17 protein-coding genes are annotated in these 15,206 nt (G+C 69.0%); 5 read left to right on the plus strand and 12 right to left on the minus strand.

What is annotated here, in order from left to right:
* Window positions 1-169 precede the first annotated feature (169 nt).
* A complete protein-coding gene (locus ACSHT8_RS13775; protein ID WP_436501233.1) occupies window positions 170-1,591 on the plus strand; it encodes a PLP-dependent aminotransferase family protein in 1,422 nt (473 codons plus the stop codon).
* Here ACSHT8_RS13775 and map read toward each other — a convergent pair.
* From map to dxr, 8 genes are all read right to left on the minus strand, one after another.
* Window positions 1,578-2,435 (minus strand): type I methionyl aminopeptidase, encoded by an 858-nt coding sequence (gene map / locus ACSHT8_RS13780; RefSeq protein WP_436501235.1) that lies wholly within the window; start codon window positions 2,433-2,435, stop codon window positions 1,578-1,580. The genes ACSHT8_RS13775 and map overlap by 14 nt on opposite strands.
* A 21-nt stretch (window positions 2,436-2,456) precedes the next feature.
* Window positions 2,457-4,262, minus strand: coding sequence for a penicillin-binding transpeptidase domain-containing protein (locus ACSHT8_RS13785; RefSeq protein ID WP_436501236.1), 1,806 nt, complete (start codon window positions 4,260-4,262; stop codon window positions 2,457-2,459).
* 21 nt (window positions 4,263-4,283) lie between these two features.
* Window positions 4,284-5,141, minus strand: a complete 858-nt coding sequence (locus ACSHT8_RS13790) for a GNAT family N-acetyltransferase (RefSeq protein WP_436501238.1) — start codon at window positions 5,139-5,141, stop codon at window positions 4,284-4,286.
* A gap of 91 nt (window positions 5,142-5,232) precedes the next feature.
* Entirely contained in the window at window positions 5,233-5,922 is a 690-nt protein-coding gene (locus tag ACSHT8_RS13795) for an HNH endonuclease (RefSeq protein WP_436501240.1), read from the minus strand.
* Between the two features lie 44 nt (window positions 5,923-5,966).
* Window positions 5,967-7,325, minus strand: coding sequence for an AAA family ATPase (locus tag ACSHT8_RS13800; RefSeq protein ID WP_436501242.1), 1,359 nt, complete (start codon window positions 7,323-7,325; stop codon window positions 5,967-5,969).
* Window positions 7,326-7,382: 57 nt separating this feature from the next.
* On the minus strand, window positions 7,383-8,531 hold the full coding sequence (gene ispG / locus ACSHT8_RS13805; RefSeq protein ID WP_436501244.1) for a flavodoxin-dependent (E)-4-hydroxy-3-methylbut-2-enyl-diphosphate synthase: 1,149 nt from the start codon (window positions 8,529-8,531) through the stop codon (window positions 7,383-7,385).
* An 18-nt stretch (window positions 8,532-8,549) separates the two neighbouring features.
* Window positions 8,550-9,770 (minus strand): M50 family metallopeptidase, encoded by a 1,221-nt coding sequence (locus ACSHT8_RS13810; protein ID WP_436501245.1) that lies wholly within the window; start codon window positions 9,768-9,770, stop codon window positions 8,550-8,552.
* 1 nt (window position 9,771) lies between these two features.
* Window positions 9,772-11,031: a 1-deoxy-D-xylulose-5-phosphate reductoisomerase gene (dxr, locus tag ACSHT8_RS13815; RefSeq protein WP_436501247.1), complete on the minus strand. Its 1,260-nt coding sequence runs from the start codon at window positions 11,029-11,031 to the stop codon at window positions 9,772-9,774.
* 177 nt (window positions 11,032-11,208) lie between these two features.
* On the opposite strand from dxr, the gene ACSHT8_RS13820 reads away from it, so the two are divergent.
* Together ACSHT8_RS13820 and ACSHT8_RS13825 are read left to right on the plus strand one after the other, a co-directional pair.
* Window positions 11,209-11,481: a GlsB/YeaQ/YmgE family stress response membrane protein gene (locus ACSHT8_RS13820; protein WP_436501249.1), complete on the plus strand. Its 273-nt coding sequence runs from the start codon at window positions 11,209-11,211 to the stop codon at window positions 11,479-11,481.
* 103 nt (window positions 11,482-11,584) lie between these two features.
* Window positions 11,585-11,860 carry a DUF2631 domain-containing protein gene (locus ACSHT8_RS13825; RefSeq protein WP_436501250.1) on the plus strand — a complete coding sequence of 92 codons (276 nt, stop codon included), beginning with the start codon at window positions 11,585-11,587 and terminating at the stop codon, window positions 11,858-11,860.
* A 36-nt stretch (window positions 11,861-11,896) separates the two neighbouring features.
* Here ACSHT8_RS13825 and ACSHT8_RS13830 read toward each other — a convergent pair whose 3' ends face one another.
* On the minus strand, window positions 11,897-12,058 hold the full coding sequence (locus ACSHT8_RS13830) for a hypothetical protein (RefSeq protein WP_436501252.1): 162 nt from the start codon (window positions 12,056-12,058) through the stop codon (window positions 11,897-11,899).
* 37 nt (window positions 12,059-12,095) lie between these two features.
* Here ACSHT8_RS13830 and ACSHT8_RS13835 point away from each other — a divergent pair, with 37 nt between their 5' ends.
* Both ACSHT8_RS13835 and ACSHT8_RS13840 read left to right on the plus strand, forming a co-directional pair.
* Entirely contained in the window at window positions 12,096-12,611 is a 516-nt protein-coding gene (locus tag ACSHT8_RS13835) for a PP2C family protein-serine/threonine phosphatase (protein ID WP_436501254.1), read from the plus strand.
* A 25-nt stretch (window positions 12,612-12,636) separates the two neighbouring features.
* Window positions 12,637-12,783: a hypothetical protein gene (locus tag ACSHT8_RS13840; RefSeq protein WP_436501256.1), complete on the plus strand. Its 147-nt coding sequence runs from the start codon at window positions 12,637-12,639 to the stop codon at window positions 12,781-12,783.
* Between the two features lie 24 nt (window positions 12,784-12,807).
* On the opposite strand, the gene ACSHT8_RS13845 is transcribed toward ACSHT8_RS13840, so the two are convergent.
* The 3 genes from ACSHT8_RS13845 to rlmN are packed head-to-tail and all read right to left on the minus strand — an operon-like array spanning window position 12,808 to window position 14,632.
* Window positions 12,808-13,227: a type II toxin-antitoxin system VapC family toxin gene (locus tag ACSHT8_RS13845; protein ID WP_436501258.1), complete on the minus strand. Its 420-nt coding sequence runs from the start codon at window positions 13,225-13,227 to the stop codon at window positions 12,808-12,810.
* Complete coding sequence (locus tag ACSHT8_RS13850) at window positions 13,224-13,469, minus strand: FitA-like ribbon-helix-helix domain-containing protein (protein WP_436501260.1); 246 nt, start codon at window positions 13,467-13,469, stop codon at window positions 13,224-13,226. The genes ACSHT8_RS13845 and ACSHT8_RS13850 overlap by 4 nt, the downstream gene beginning before the upstream one ends.
* Window positions 13,470-13,525: 56 nt before the next feature.
* A complete protein-coding gene (gene rlmN, locus ACSHT8_RS13855; protein WP_436501262.1) occupies window positions 13,526-14,632 on the minus strand; it encodes a 23S rRNA (adenine(2503)-C(2))-methyltransferase RlmN in 1,107 nt (368 codons plus the stop codon).
* Window positions 14,633-15,206: the final 574 nt, after the last annotated feature.

Genomic DNA, 15,206 nt, shown 5'->3' on the forward strand with positions numbered 1-15,206 from the left:
CGGAGAGGGTGGGCCGGAGAGGGTAGGTCTGGGGCGGGGGTCGGCGGTGGGCGCCGACCCCAGTGCGGCCCGGGCCGGTGGCGCCGGGCGTGGTGTCACCATATGAACGGGTGCCGGCCCAGAACAGGGCCGGATCCGGCGCAATTGTTCTGGGCCAGTGGAGGCGTGTATGGAGCTGCACATCACGCTCCAAGGGCGGCGGGGGTTTGCCGAGCAGATCTATCGGCAGGTCAAGGACGCGATCATGGCCGGTGACCTGCGGGCGGGTGAGCAGCTGCCATCGACGAGGGATCTGGCTAAACGGCTGGTGATCTCCCGGAACACGGTGGGGGCCGCCTATGACCGGCTGGTTGGTGAAGGGTTCCTCGCGTGTCGGGCGGGGGCGGGGACCTATGTCAACACCGAACTCGACCCCGCGAGGCGTGAGGAGTCGCCTGCGGCCGAAGGGGTGCGGCCGCTGGCGGTGTGGGAGGAGATGCGGGAGCCGCCCGACATGGCGAGGCGGGCCGAGCTCAACTTCCAGCCCGGTTATCCCGACGGTCGGTGCTTCCCGTTCGCCTCGTGGCGGGCTGCGTTGGCGGGGGTGTCGCGGCACAGTGCGGCGGCGTATGACGTCTATGGGGAGCCTGCTGGGGACCTGCGGCTGCGGACGGCGATCCAGCGGCACGTCGGGGTGTCGCGCGGGGTGCGGGCAGGGGTCGACCAGATCATCGTGACCACGGGGAGTACCCGGGCGATCGACCTGATCTCCCGGGTCATGGTGGCCGCGGGGGACGTTGTGGCCGTCGAGGATCCCGGGTATCCGCCTGCGCGGGCGTTGTTCGGGGCGTTGGGGGCGCGGGTCGTGCCGGTGCCGGTCGACGGGGAGGGGCTTCGGGTCGAGGCGTTGCCGGACGAGGCTCGCCTGGTTTACACGACGCCGTCGCATCAATTCCCCCTGGGGATGGCGATGTCGTTGCCGCGGCGGCTGGCTTTGTTGGACTGGGCTCGGCGGCGGTCGGCGGTGATCGTCGAGGATGACTACGACAGTGAGTTCCGGTACTCGGGGCGGCCGATCGAGACGCTGCACAGTCTCGACACGGCGGGGCGGGTCGTCTACGTCGGCACGTTCTCCAAGGTCATGCTTCCGACGCTGCGCATGGGGTTTCTGGTGGCGCCGCCATCACTCTGGTCGGCGTTGCGGAAGGCGCAGTTCGCCATCGACATGCAGCCGCCGCTGGTGACGCAGGCCGCGCTCGCGGCGTTCATCGAGCGCGGGCTGCTGACCGCGCACATCCGGCGGATGCGGCGGCGCTACCACCGGCGGTTCGACCTGCTGCACGAGATCCTCGGCCGGGACTTCGCGGACGTCCTCGAACCGATTCCGTCCGTCGCGGGCATGCACCTCAGTGCCGTGTTGGCCCCCGAACACCGGGATCGGGCGCTCGCCCGCGCGGCCGCGGCCGTCGGGGTCAACGTGCTGCCGCTGTCGTGGTTCTCCCTCGGCGAGGACACGCGCAACGGGCTCGTGTTGGGCTTCGGGCTCCTGACCGACGACCAGCTCGCCGAGGGGCTGCGGCGGATTCGCTCCCTGATTCCTACGGGAGGGTGAGGATCTCCGCACCCGTCTCGGTGACGACGATGGTGTGCTCGAACTGGGCGGTCCAGCTCTTGTCCTTGGTCGTGACCGTCCAGTCGTCGGACCACACGTCGTAGTCGATGCCGCCGAGGGTGATCATCGGCTCGATCGTGAAGGTCATACCCGCCTCGATGACCGTCTGCACCGACGGCTCGTCGTAGTGCAGGATGACCAGTCCACTGTGGAACGAGCGGCCGATGCCGTGGCCGGTGAAGTCGCGCACGACGCCGTAGTCGAAGCGCTTGGCGTATGCCTCGATGACGCGGCCGATGACGTTGAGCGCGCGGCCGGGCCGCACCGCCTTGATCGCGCGCATGGTGGCCTCGTGGGTGCGCTCGACCAGCAGCCGCGCCTCCTCCGACACCTCACCGGCAAGGAACGTCGCGTTCGTGTCGCCGTGGACGCCGCCGATGAAGGCGGTCACGTCGATGTTGACGATGTCGCCGTCCTCGATGACCGTCGAGTCGGGGATGCCGTGGCAGATCACCTCGTTGAGCGACACGCAGCACGACTTCGGGAACTTCCGGTACCCCAGCGTCGACGGGTAGGCATGGTGGTCGAGCAGGAACTCGTGCACCACGGCGTCGATGTCGTCGGTGGTGGCGCCCGGCTTGACGGCCTTGCCGCCCTCCTGCAGCGCCTGCGCGGCGAGGCGCCCGGCGACCCGCATGGCCTCGATGATCTCCGGCGGCTGCACCCACGGGTCGGTGTTCTTCCGCGGCGCGGGCCGGTCGACGTACTCGGGGCGGGGGATGGTGGAGGGCACGACGCGGCGGGGCGACTGCTCTCCTGGCTTCAGCGGGGCGCGCAACGACATGTCGTCCACCCTACGACCAGCTCAGCGGAGCGCGCCGAGGAACCTGGCGGTTGCCTGCACCGCCTTGCCCGACTCGCCCGCGTCGGTCAGCAGGACGGCGAAGGCGAGGTCGCCCTGGTAGCCGACGAACCAGCCGTGGGAGTGGGTGCCGTCGCCGAACTGGGCGGTGCCGGTCTTGCCGCGCACGTCCGGGAACGCCTGCAGGGCTCCGCCGGTGCCGACGGTCACGACCTCGCGCATCATCTCGCGGACGGCGGTCAGCACCGCCCCCGGCACAGCGTCCGGGGTGAAGTCGGCCTTGGTCTCCAGGCCGCGGACCAGCACCGGCTTGGGCATCGAGCCCGACGCGACGGTCGCGACGACGACCGCCATGCCGAACGGGCTGGCCACAACCTTGCCCTGGCCGAAGCCGTCCTCGGCGCGCTCGACCTTGCCGGTCGCGGGCGGCACCGAGCCGGTGATCGTGGTCACACCGGGCAGCACGTAGTCGACGCCGAGGCCGAGCTGCTTGGCCATCTGGGTCAGTTCGTCGGGCGCCATCGCGACGGCGAGGTCGGCGAAGGTCGTGTTGCACGAGTACGCGAACGCCAGGTGCAGCGGCACGACGCCCTTGTCGAACTTGCCGCTGTTGGGGATCTCGCGGCCGTCGATGACCTTGGTGCCGGGGCAGCCGAGCGGGGTGTCGGCGGCGGCCTTGCCGGACTTCATCGCCGCCGCGGCGGTGACGATCTTGAACGTGGAGCCGGGCGGGTAGCGGCCGGTCAGCGCCAGCTGGCCTTCCTTGTCGGCGGGAGCGTTCTGCGCGACGGCCAGGATCTCGCCGGTCGACGGCTGGATGGCCACGATCATCGCCGGGGTGGGCACCTCGGCGATGGCGGCCTGCGCGGCGGTCTGGGTGGTCTTGCTCAGCGCCACGCGCACCGCGGTCGCGGGCTCGGGGGCCTTGGCGAAGAGCTCCTCGACGTCGGCGCCCGCGCTGTCGACGGTGTGCACGCTCCAGCCCGCCGCGCCCTGGACCTTCTCCTCGACGAGCTTGCGGATGGTCGGCAGCAGCGTCGGGGCGAGCGCCTTGTCGACGGTGAGCAGCCGGGACTCGGCGGTGAACCGCACGCCCTGCAGCTCGTAGATGAGCGAGCGCACCTTCTGATAGTCGGCGTCGCGCAGGGCGACAACCTGGTAGGCCTTGTCACCCGCCTTGGCGGCGCCGTCGAGGATCGACTGCGCGGTGATCGACGGGTCGATCCCCGACAGGGCCTGGGCCAACTGGGCGGCGATGGCGTTCGCGTCGCCCGCCTTGGCCTTCTCGAACAGCACGGACACGACGCGTTCGGGCTGGAGCACCGGGGTGCCGTCGCGGTCGAGCACGGGCGCGAGCGCGGCCTCGGCGTCCTGCACGGCGATCGTCTGCTGCGCGGCGAGCTTGGGGTGCAGGACCGTCGGGTCCCAGTGCACCTTCCACGCGTCGTTGACCGCCTGGAGGTCGAACGCGCTGTCGTAGGTCCACAGCCTGCCGCGGCCGAGGTCCCACGTGATCTCGAAGGTGGCTTTGGCCGAGGTCTGGCCGTCGGCGATGTCGACCTTGGTCACCCTGGCGATCACCGTCGCGGGCTTGAGCGCGCCGCGGACCTTGTCCATGAGCGTCTTCGCCGAGTCGGCCGAGTCGGTCTGCTGCGACGCGGTGTTGGTGTCACCGCCCGCGAACGCGGCCACGAACTGGTTGGCCGTGTCCTGCGGCCCCGGGTCCGAGGCGAAGCTGCATGCGGTCAGCGGGAGGGCGGTCACCAGCGCGGCGAGCATCGCGGCGGGACGGCGAAGGGTACGGCGCACGTCCCGCAGTATGCCCAATCGCTAGAACAGGACGGTGGCGTACTGCCCGACCTGCTCGAATCCGATCCGGCGGTAGGCGGCGCGGGCGGCGGTGTTGTAGGAGTTGACGTACAGGCTCGCGGTGCGTCCCATGCCGTCGACCAGGCGCTGGACGACCGCGGCGGTGCCCGCGCTGCCGAGGCCGTGGCCGCGCCGGTCCGGGTGCACCCAGACGCCCTGGATCTGGCCGACGGCGCTGGACAGGGCGCCGATCTCGGCCTTGAACACCACGTCGCCGCCCTCGAACCGGGCGAACGCGCGGCCACCGGCGATCAGCTCCGCGACGCGCGCGCGGTAGCCGGAGCCGCCGTCGCCCACGCGCGGGTCGATGCCGACCTCCTCGATGAACATGGCGATCGCGGCGGGCAGGTAACGGTCGAGTTCGTCGGGCCGCACCGGCCGGACGAGCGGGTCGGGCGTGACGATCGGGGCGCCGGAGATCGCCATGAGCGGCTGGTCGTCGCGGATCTCGCGCGCCGGTCCCCAGTCGGATTCGAGTTCGGCCCACAGGCCGAGGACCTGCTCGGCCGGGCCGACCATGGACGAGCACATCCGGCGCCTGCGCAGCGCCCGCTCGGCGAAGGCACGCAGCGCGGAGCGCTTGCCGCGCAGGGGAATCAGGTTGGGGCCTGCGAAGCACAGGGCTTCCAGCCGAGTCACCGGACGTAGTCCGCGCAGGTCACAGCCCCAGACCTCGCCGCCGAGGCGCCACGGGTCCAGCCCGACAGTCTCGATGCGGGAAGCGACCATGCAGGACGCCACCGGGTCGGCGGTGAGCACGGCGCGCACCGCCTGGCCATCCCGTTCGTCGAGCAGCCGCGCTCCTGCTAGCCGCAACACCCCATCAGCGTGCCAGATGGCAGGGCACACCGGAAACGGATCACCTGGTCAGCCCCGTCCGGCGGACCTGATCACCGAAAGTGACGACGCCTCAGGGGATCAGCCGGGAGCGGAGATCGGGGTCGCGCAGGATCGGCAGCACGTCCTGGTCGCGGCCGAACACGACCTCGGCGCGCGGGACGCTCGACTGGCGCAGCATCGCGTGGCCGACGTCGGCGAAGGGCTGTTCGCGGATCGTCAGGATCGCCTCGTCCATGTCCACGTCGTTGGCGGCCGCGCGGGCCGCCGCCCAGTTGCGGAGGCTGGCGACCACCACCCTGCGGGCCTGCTGGCGGCCCCGGACCAGCAGCGGCCGGTTGAGGCCGAACACGGTGACCGTGGCGATGCCCTTGGGGGTCAGGGCCCGGTACTCGCCGACCGACAGCGACAGCATCAGGTGGTCGAACGGGTCCTCGACGGTGGGGTCGATCAGCAGCGGCTTGCCGCGCTCGTCGAGGGGGAACAGGTTCCGCTTGTGGTGGCTGTTGCAGACCGAGCACGCGAGTAAATGGTTGGGCCAATCGAAGGTGCGCAGCGGCGTTCGAGAAAGCGGGTCGAAATGGTCGATGTCGGCGCCGAGGCTGTCGCCGCAATACATGCAGCGCTGCACCCCCGGCGCCATCGTGGCCAACGCTTCGCGGAGCATGCCTTTGACCGCCGAATTGGTTCGCCAGAGGGCGCGCGCCGACGCCACCCGGTCCGCTGGGCGGACGGCGCTGATCCTGGTGGTCAGTTCGGACAATCGGTCGACGGTGGGTGGTGGCAAAGTGACGCGAGCGATGTGGATCACGCGCCTGCGGCTCCCGCTTCGTGCAGCCGGGCGGTCACCTCTCCCACCCTGGCCACAGGTGAACTCTCGAGCATTTCCCGAAGCTGTAGATAACGCCGTTCCTGCTCTTCGTCGGCCATGTCACTGACCACCGCCACCTCGAGGTCGACGAGTTCGCGGCGCAATGACTGGGCCTTCTCCGAGTATGGCGTATCCAGGCCGAAGAGGTCGGAGAGAACCGCGTCGTCACCGCTGCCGAAAACGATGCGCTCATACAGGTCCTGGCCCACCACCGACGGCGGTTCCTCCTGGTCAGGACCGGGCAGGCGGATCAGCCCACCGGGGTCGGCGGCCTGGCAGATGTACGGACTGTGCGTCGTCACGACGAATTGAATGTTGGGAAAATGAGACTTGAGCCAGCCGCCGATGCGCTTCTGCCACGACACGTGCAGATGGGCGTCGACCTCGTCGATGATGACTACACCGGGTGCCGTCACGGCGGTGACGCCGTCGGTCGTACTCACCGGAATGGAGCCGTATGCCTCGTTGATCTGCTTGAGCAAATCGACAACGAGTGCCGCTACCGTTCGGTAGCCGTCACTCATTTCGCGCAACGGGAATCGTTTGTCGCCATTGGCGACCCAGAGGCCGTCGGAGTCGATTTTCTCTATCCGATAACCGTCCGGCAGCAAACCGTTCGCCAGGATTTCCAGCGCTGCTTCCTTGAGCTGCTGGGCACCCGGCCGCTGCTCCAGCGTCCGCAAATGCTGTTCGATGAGCCATCCGACACCCTCCGCGAGCGATGCGTCCTCATGAAAAAGGCTCACAAGGCGCGCGACGGGTCCGGGACTAAGCATCAACCGTTGGGCGTCACCGGCGCCACCGACAAGCCGCCGGAAGGGTCCGTAGGCGGCACAAAACCACCCACCCGGGTTATCTTGCCAAGGTCCGCGCGCCGACTGGCTGCGGCTGCCGGGGCTGCCGACCGGCGCCAGCGACGGCTGGGTGGCGCGCCTGCCGTCGACGTCGTCGGGGTAGGTCCACTGCAGGCCCGCGGCGAAGTCCTTCGCGGGCAGCCTGCCCTTGCCATAGAACCGGTCGTGCCCGGCGTCGTAGGCGACGCGGACCTGGGCGACGGCTTCGCGCTCGCCGAGCGAGACCCAGTTCTCGAAGTCCGGCACGAGGCTGCGCGCCACCGCGGGCCCGCCGACGGCGAGCGCGATCCCCCGCAGCAGCGACGTCTTGCCCGACCCGTTGCGCCCGGCGATCACCGTCCAGCCCGCGTGGGTCCGATCCGGCCTGGTGAGCTCCAGATCGACGTCGCGCGCACCGGAGAAGCCGCGGATGTTCCGCAGGGTCACACGGGCGAGGTACATGCCAAGTCCCCTCTGCAGCCAGACTCAGGGAACTTTACGGAATACGGTCAGCAATCGTCAGCCGACCGTGACCGAAGGCGTCCCTTCGGACCCCTCCATTTGCTCCGCGAGGCGCATAGCCTCCTCGATCAGGGTCTCCACGATCTGGTGTTCCGGCACGGTCTTGATGACCTCGCCCTTCACGAAGATCTGCCCCTTGCCGTTGCCGGAGGCCACGCCGAGGTCTGCTTCCCGCGCCTCGCCCGGCCCGTTCACGACACAGCCCATGACCGCGACGCGCAGCGGGACCTCCATGCCCTCCAGGCCCGCGGTCACCTCGTCGGCCAGCTTGTAGACGTCGACCTGCGCGCGCCCGCACGACGGGCAGGACACGATCTCCAGCTTGCGGGGGCGCAGGTTCAGCGACTGCAGGATCTGCGAGCCGACCTTGACCTCCTCGACCGGCGGCGCGGACAGCGACACCCGGATCGTGTCGCCGATGCCCTGGCGCAGCAGCGCGCCGAAGGCCACGGCCGACTTGATCGTGCCCTGGAACGCCGGACCGGCCTCGGTGACGCCGAGGTGCAACGGGTAGTCGCACTGTTCGGCCAGCAGCTCGTAGGCGCGGATCATCACGACCGGGTCGTTGTGCTTGACCGAGATCTTGATGTCGTGGAAGTCGTGCTCGGCGAACAGCGACGCCTCCCACATGGCCGACTCCGCCAGCGCCTCCGGCGTCGCCTTGCCGTACTTCTTCAGAAGCCGCGGGTCGAGCGAACCGGCGTTGACCCCGATGCGGATGGGCGTGCCGTGGTCGCGCGCCGCCGCGGCGATCTCCTTGACCTGGTCGTCGAACTTGCGGATGTTGCCCGGGTTCACCCGCACCGCCGCGCAGCCCGCCTCGATCGCGGCGAAGACGTACTTGGGCTGGAAGTGGATGTCGGCGATCACCGGGATCTGCGACTTGGTCGCGATGGCGGCCAGCGCGTCCGCGTCGTCCTGTGACGGGCAGGCGACGCGGACGATGTCGCAGCCCGCCGCGGTCAGCTCGGCGATCTGCTGCAGCGTCGCGTTGACGTCGGCGGTCACCGTCGTCGTCATCGACTGCACTGAGATCGGGTGGTCACTGCCGACGCCAACCTGGCCGACCCGCAGTTGCCGGGTCTTGCGGCGCTCCGAGAGCACCGGCGGCGGCAACGCGGGCATTCCGAGCATGACGTCGGACATCTGCTGACCTCTCCAGGGTTATTGCAATCGAATGGGGTTGACGACGTCGGCGGTGACCGTGAGCAGCACGACGGCGCCGCCGATGACCACGAGGACCATCGTGATGCCGGTGAGCCGGGTGTAGTCGACCGGCCCCGCCGGGGCGAGGCCGCGCAGCTTGCGGATCACGTCGCGGACCCGTTCGTACAGGGTGATCGCGATGTGGCCGCCGTCGAGCGGGAGCAGCGGCAGCAGGTTGAACACGCCGACGAAGAAGTTCAGCGCGGCCAACATGAGCACGAAGATCGACCAGATGCCCTTCTCCGCGGCGTCCGCGCCGATGACGCTGGCGCCGACGACGCTGACCGGCCGCTCGGGGTCATTCTCCTCGCCCCCGATCGCGCGGACGACGGCGGGGATCTTCTCTGGGAACTTCATCAGTCCTTCCCAGGTCTTGGCGAACATCTCCCCGGTGAAGGACACGGTGCCGCCGATGGCGGTCAGGCCGCCGTACTGGATCAGGTCGCCGCTCTGGGCGATGCCGACCGCGCCCGCCTCGGTGAGCTTGTTGTCGGCGCCGGGCTTCGAGCCGACCGGGACGCGCTGGACGGTGGCGACGTCGACCTTCATCGTCAGTTCCTGGCCGTCGCGGGCGACCACGAAAGTGGTCTCGCCGCGCAGGTCGCGGATCTTCTTCACCGCCGCGTCCCAGGTCTCGACGCGCTGGCCGTCGACGCTGATGATCTCGTCGCCGACCTTGATCCCCGCGGCGCTGGCAGGCGACGGGTCGCCGGGCTTGCACTCGTCCTGCTTGAGCGTCTTCACGTCCTGCGACGGCGGCGCGCACGACGTGGCGCCGACGAAGGGCCGGTCGGTGTAGTTGGGCAGGCCCATCGACACGGCCATCAGGTACAGGATGATGAAGCCGAGGATGAAGTGGGTGATCGACCCGGCCGACAGCACCACGACGCGCTTCCACGCCGGGTAGCGCCACATCGCGCGCGGCGACTCCTCCGGGGTGACCTCGTCGAGCGCGGTCATGCCAGCGATGTCGCAGAACCCGCCGAGCGGGATGGCCTTGAGGCCGTACTCGGTCTCACCGCGGCGGAACGAGAAGACCTTCGGCCCGAAGCCGACGAAGTACCGCCGGACCTTCATCCCGAACATCTTCGCGGTGTACATGTGCCCCGCCTCGTGCAGCGCGACGGACACACAGATCCCCAGCGCGAAGAGCACGAGCCCCAACAGCCAGACGAGCACGTCAGATCCTTCCCGGCCCGACGACGCCGTCCGGGCCAGCGGTCACCGCGAGGTGTTCTCGCGCGCGGGCACGGGCCCAGTGCTCGGCGGCGAGCACCTCCTCGACGTCGCGCGGATCGCCATGCCAGTCCGCCGCGTCGTCGAGTACCCGCCCAATAGTGTCCACAATGGCTGTGAAGGTGGTGTCGCCTCGCAGGAACGCGTCGACGGCCTCCTCGTTCGCGGCGTTGTAGACCGCGGGCAGGCAGCCGCCGGTCTCCCCCGCGGCGCGGGCGAGCCGCACGGCGGGGAACGTCTCGTGGTCCAGCGGCTCGAAGGTCCACTGGCTGGCCGTCGTCCAGTCGCACGCTGCGGCCGCGCCGGGGATGCGGTCGGGCCAGCCCAGGGCCAGCGCGATCGGCAGGCGCATGTCCGGCGGGCTGGCCTGGGCCAGGGTCGAGCCGTCGGTGAAGGTGACCATGGAGTGCACGATCGACTGCGGGTGGACGACGACGTCGACGCGGTCGTAGGGCACGTCGAACAGCAGGTGCGCCTCGATCAGCTCCAGCGCCTTGTTGACCAGGGTCGCGGAGTTCACCGTGATGACCGGCCCCATCGCCCAGGTCGGGTGGGCCAGGGCCTCTTTGGCGGTCACTTCGGTGAGATCGGCGCGCCGCTTCCCCCGAAAGGGTCCACCCGATGCGGTGAGGACAAGCCGGTCGACCTCGTCGGCGCGACCGCCGCGCAGCGCCTGCGCCATCGCCGAGTGCTCAGAGTCGACGGGGACGATCTGACCTGGCTTGGCCGCGCCGAGGACCAGGGCGCCGCCGGCGATCAGCGACTCCTTGTTGGCCAGCGCCAGTCGGGCGCCGGACTCCAGCGCCTTGAGCGTGGCGGGCAGCCCCTGGGAGCCGGTGATGGCGTTGAGGACGATGTCGGCGGGCACGGCGGCGATCAGGTCGGTCACCGCGTCCGGGCCCGCAAAGATGCGGGGCATCTTGAACTGGCCCTGCGCGTAGCCGCGCTTCTGCGCCTCGGCGAACAGCGCGAGCTGCACGTCGCCCGCAGCGGACGCCCTGGTCACGGCTATGGCGTCGACGGCGAACCCGAGCGCCTGGGCGGCCAGCAGCGCCGGGTCGGAGCCGCCCGCGGCGATGCCCGCGACGGCGAACCGGTCGGGGTTGGCGGCCACGACGTCGAGCGCCTGGGTGCCGACGGAGCCGGTGGACCCGAGTACGAGCAGTGAGCGCCGGGGCGCAATGGAGGAAGTCATCACGACCATTGTCCCGCAGTTCGGAACCGACATCGCACGGGTACGAGCTGACCTTCGCCGTCCGTGACGCGGATCTCGGCGCCAACCGGGTGAGCGTTACGCCATTCGGCCTAATTCTTGATCGGCGCGCATGGGTCGGAGCCGGGCGGGGCATGTTCCCGGCGAACAACGAGAGAAGGAGCACCGATGGGCATCCTCGGCTGGATCGTTCTCGGCCTGTTGGCAGGCGTGATCGCCAAAGCGATCATGCCCGGCAACGACCCGGGCGGATTCATCGTCACCACACTGATCGGCATCGTCGGCGCGATCCTCGGCGGTTTCATCGGCAACGCCATCTTCGGCGGCGGCCTCGCGACGTTCTTCAACCTGCGCACGTGGCTGCTGGCCATCCTGGGTTCGCTCATCCTCTTGGGCGTGTACCGGCTGGTCACCGGGGGGCGCGGACGAGCTCGGGTCTAGCGACCCTTGTCACACCTGCGGGCGTCGTGGAGACCACGGCGCCCGCAGTGTTGTCCGGGTATGGAACGATGGCGGCGCACGGATCGGATCAGCTGGAGGAAACGTGGCTCGCTCGGAGCTGGAGAAGCGCAAGGCGACCCCCGCCGCCGCGTTCAGGGTCAGCCCGCAGGAGGAGCCCTCGGCCGAGTGGGGCTGGCACGGCGGCTTCCCGCGCGCCACGCTCGTCGCGGGTGTGCTGGTGGGCCTGTCGATGTTCGCCATGCTGATCGGCAACCACACCGGCTGGACCGAGAACCTGTGGCTCATCGGCACCGGCCTGTTCCTGCTCGCCGGTATCGGCTGGCTGGTCCACAAGCGCCGCACCTCCTGGCGCGGCTGAGCGACGCCGCGGGTCGCGGCGTCTCATCCACCGCCGCTACGCGACGGTCGCCTCCGGGCGCGGCAGCTTCGCGATCAGACGTTTGATCGCTCGCTGCAGATCGGCCTCGTCGTGGCCGAAGTCGGTCAGGTACGACCGCAGCGCCGCCAGAATCAGCGTCAACTCGTCGTCCGCGACTTCGATGACCTTCGTCGCCATAGGTCAACGGTACGCGCCTGAGGGAAGAATCCGCTGGGTGAAGGGTCTCGAGGCGGCGGCGGGCAGCACGGTCGGCACACGCTATTCCGCGAACTTCGATGTCGCGCACCTCGCACTCGACCCGCTGGTAGCGGTCGTCGCCGACGGAATGGGCGACGGCGAGGGCAGCGCGTTGGCTGGCCGGACCGCCGTGGACACGTTCGTGGAGTTGGCCGCGCCTGATCCTCGGGCACTGGTCTCGGCGGTGATGGCCGCGCAGGAACGGGTCCGCGAGATCGGGCGGCGGGTCGCGGGGCTGGCTGGGTGCACGCTGACGGCGCTTGTGGCCGGGGACGGGCTGTGGATCACCCAGGTCGGTGACTCGCGGGTGTACCGGTTGCGGTCGGGACTATTGGAGTTGGGACCACACGATGGCCTGGCTTGGTGCTGTCCATGGGTGGTATCCGTTCGACTCAACGCAGGCCGCGGCGGCGCGGTATCAGCTGGTCCGGTATGTCGGCCATCCCGCGCGTCCGGAGCCGGACGTTCTGCATGTCGCGCCGCGGGCGGGTGATGTGTATCTGGTTTGTACTGATGGGGTGGCTGAGCAGGTTCCTTACGCGGGCCTGCTGGAGATCCTGGGCAGCCGTGCGACTCCGCAGGCAAAGGTCGAGGCCCTGCTCAACGCGGCCGACACCGCAGGCGGCCGCGACAACGCCACGGCGATCGTCGTGCAGTGGCCCTAGCCGCCGGCGAGGTGGCCCGATGGATCAAGCGCTCCAGGGGTCGAGTACTTCGGCGCCGGTATCGGCGAAGTCTTCGATGTTTCGCGTCGCCAAGCACGCATTGTGTCGCAGACAGATCGCGGCGATCTGCGCGTCAGCGAGACTAATTGGCCGTCCCAGACTCTCGTGCGCCGCAGCAATCCGTGCGTAATGCATCGCCGCCGGGCCGTCGAAGGGCAGGATTTGATCTTGGAAATCCTCAGCCAGGAGTTCGGCGATTTTGACCAACAACGATGTCTTGCGCCGCCCGTCTGGCAGGCGTGAGACCCCGAACTGAAGCTCAGCCGCCGTCACGGCCGTGATGAACACGTCGTCAGCCGGATGTTGATCCACCCACCTGATTACGTTCTCGTCAGGCACGTGCCGCATCAACTCGGACACGACGTTGGTGTCGAGAACGATCACTCAGGCAACTCCGCCGCTCGGGCAGGCTCAACTCGCGCCGGAAGTTCGACGGAAAGGTCATCCGAGTCGGCGAACCGCTGCCGAATCCGGGTCGCCATGCCCGATCGAGATCTCGGCTTGTTCAGCGCCTCCGCGAGGATCGCACGAACCTCGGCTTCCATCGAGCGGCCGTGTTCGGCCGCCCGAATCCGCAGTTCGGCTTTCAAGTCGTCGGCGAAGTCCCGGATCGTCAACGTGGCCATGTCCACCTCCAGCAGCTCACTGCTAGCAGTGCTAGCACGAGTGGGCTGGTAGGCGTTTAGCCCTCGGCGGCCAGCTGGCCGCAGGCCGCGGCGATCTCCTGGCCGCGGGTGTCGCGGACCGTGCAGGAGACGCCCTGCGCCTCGACGCGGCGGACGAATTCGCGTTCGACCGGCTTCGGGGAGGCGTCCCACTTGCTGCCGGGGGTCGGGTTCAGAGGGATGACGTTCACGTGTGCGAGCTGGCCCAGGTACTTGCGCAGCAGCTTGCCCAACAGATCAGCGCGCCACGGGTGGTCGTTGATGTCGCGGATCAAGGCGTACTCGATCGACACCCGGCGACCCGTCTTGTCGGCGTAGCCGCGGGCGGCCTCCAGGACCTCGGCGACCTTCCACCGGTTGTTCACCGGCACCAACGTGTCGCGCAGCTCGTCATCCGGAGTGTGGAGCGACACGGCGAGGCGAACGTGCAGGCCTGCTTCCGTCAGCTTATTGATCCCCGGCACGAGTCCAACCGTCGACACTGTCACCGAACGCTGGGAGATACCCAACCCATCCGGCGCCGGATCGCAGATGCGGTGGATCGCGTCGAGAACACGACGGAGGTTACCTAGTGGTTCTCCCATTCCCATGAAGACGACGTTGGAAAGCCTGCCGGGGCCGCCTGAGAGTTCGCCGTCGCGCATGGCGGCGGCGCCGATGCGGACCTGGTCGACGATCTCGGCTGTCGACAGGTTGCGGGTGAGGCCGCCCTGGCCGGTGGCGCAGAACGGGCACGCCATGCCGCAGCCCGCCTGGCTGGAGATGCACAGCGTGGCACGGTCGGGGTAGCGCATAAGGACGCTCTCGATGAGCGTGCCGTCGTGTGCGCGCAGGAGCGTCTTGCGGGTGGTGCCCTCGTCGCAGGTGACCTTGCGGACCTCGGTGAACAGGGTCGGCATCAGGTCGCCGACCAGCTTGTCGCGGCTCGCGGCGGGGATGTCGGTCATCGCCTCAGGGTCGACTGTCAGCCGGCCGAAGTAGTGATTGGCCAACTGAGCCGCGCGGAAGGGCTTCTCGCCGAGTTCCACCACGGCGTCCTTGCGCTCAGCGGGCGAGAGGTCGACCAAGTGCCGCGGCGGCAGACCACGGCGCGGGGCATCGAAGAAAAGCGGGAGGGCAGTCATAGCCACACCAGTCTCTCATGCGCTGATGACGTGCCCGGACACAGGCGCCGGATCGACTCCATTGTTGGTTGCCCCGAGTTACCCGCCAGCCGCCGCGCCTCACTCTCGACGCTCGAGCAGTGCGTCGAAGCGCAGCGGGACGACAACAGTCTCGAGGACTACCAAGAAGCCTGCGAATAACCGTCCCATGATCGAAATTGACATTCGGGCCGTACCGGAGCGGGGCCTGCACACGTGGCTGACTCTCTCGGGCCAGTCCAACCCGGACCATTCAGTGCATTGGACGAGCGGGACACGGCGTCGATTCACAGCCAGACCGACCTGAGTCAACGCTCTGGCGGACATCGTCATCTACGGCGACGAGTCGGTACCCCCCGTCGCGGACGAGTGGTACCGAGACACGGATCTCGACTCGCGCGAGATCGATCTGACTCGACGACCTGAGGATCGTCGATGTCGTGTGGTCGAGCGGCGACTTCGATGGCGCCGAGCCATGATCGAGTGCGGACGTCAATCGCAGTGGTCCCGTCGTCCACACGGTGGCCCCGATGTCGTGCTGGAACTCGATCGCCAC

Source organism: Actinokineospora sp. HUAS TT18 (genome assembly GCF_051364635.1).
Lineage (GTDB): Bacteria > Actinomycetota > Actinomycetes > Mycobacteriales > Pseudonocardiaceae > Actinokineospora.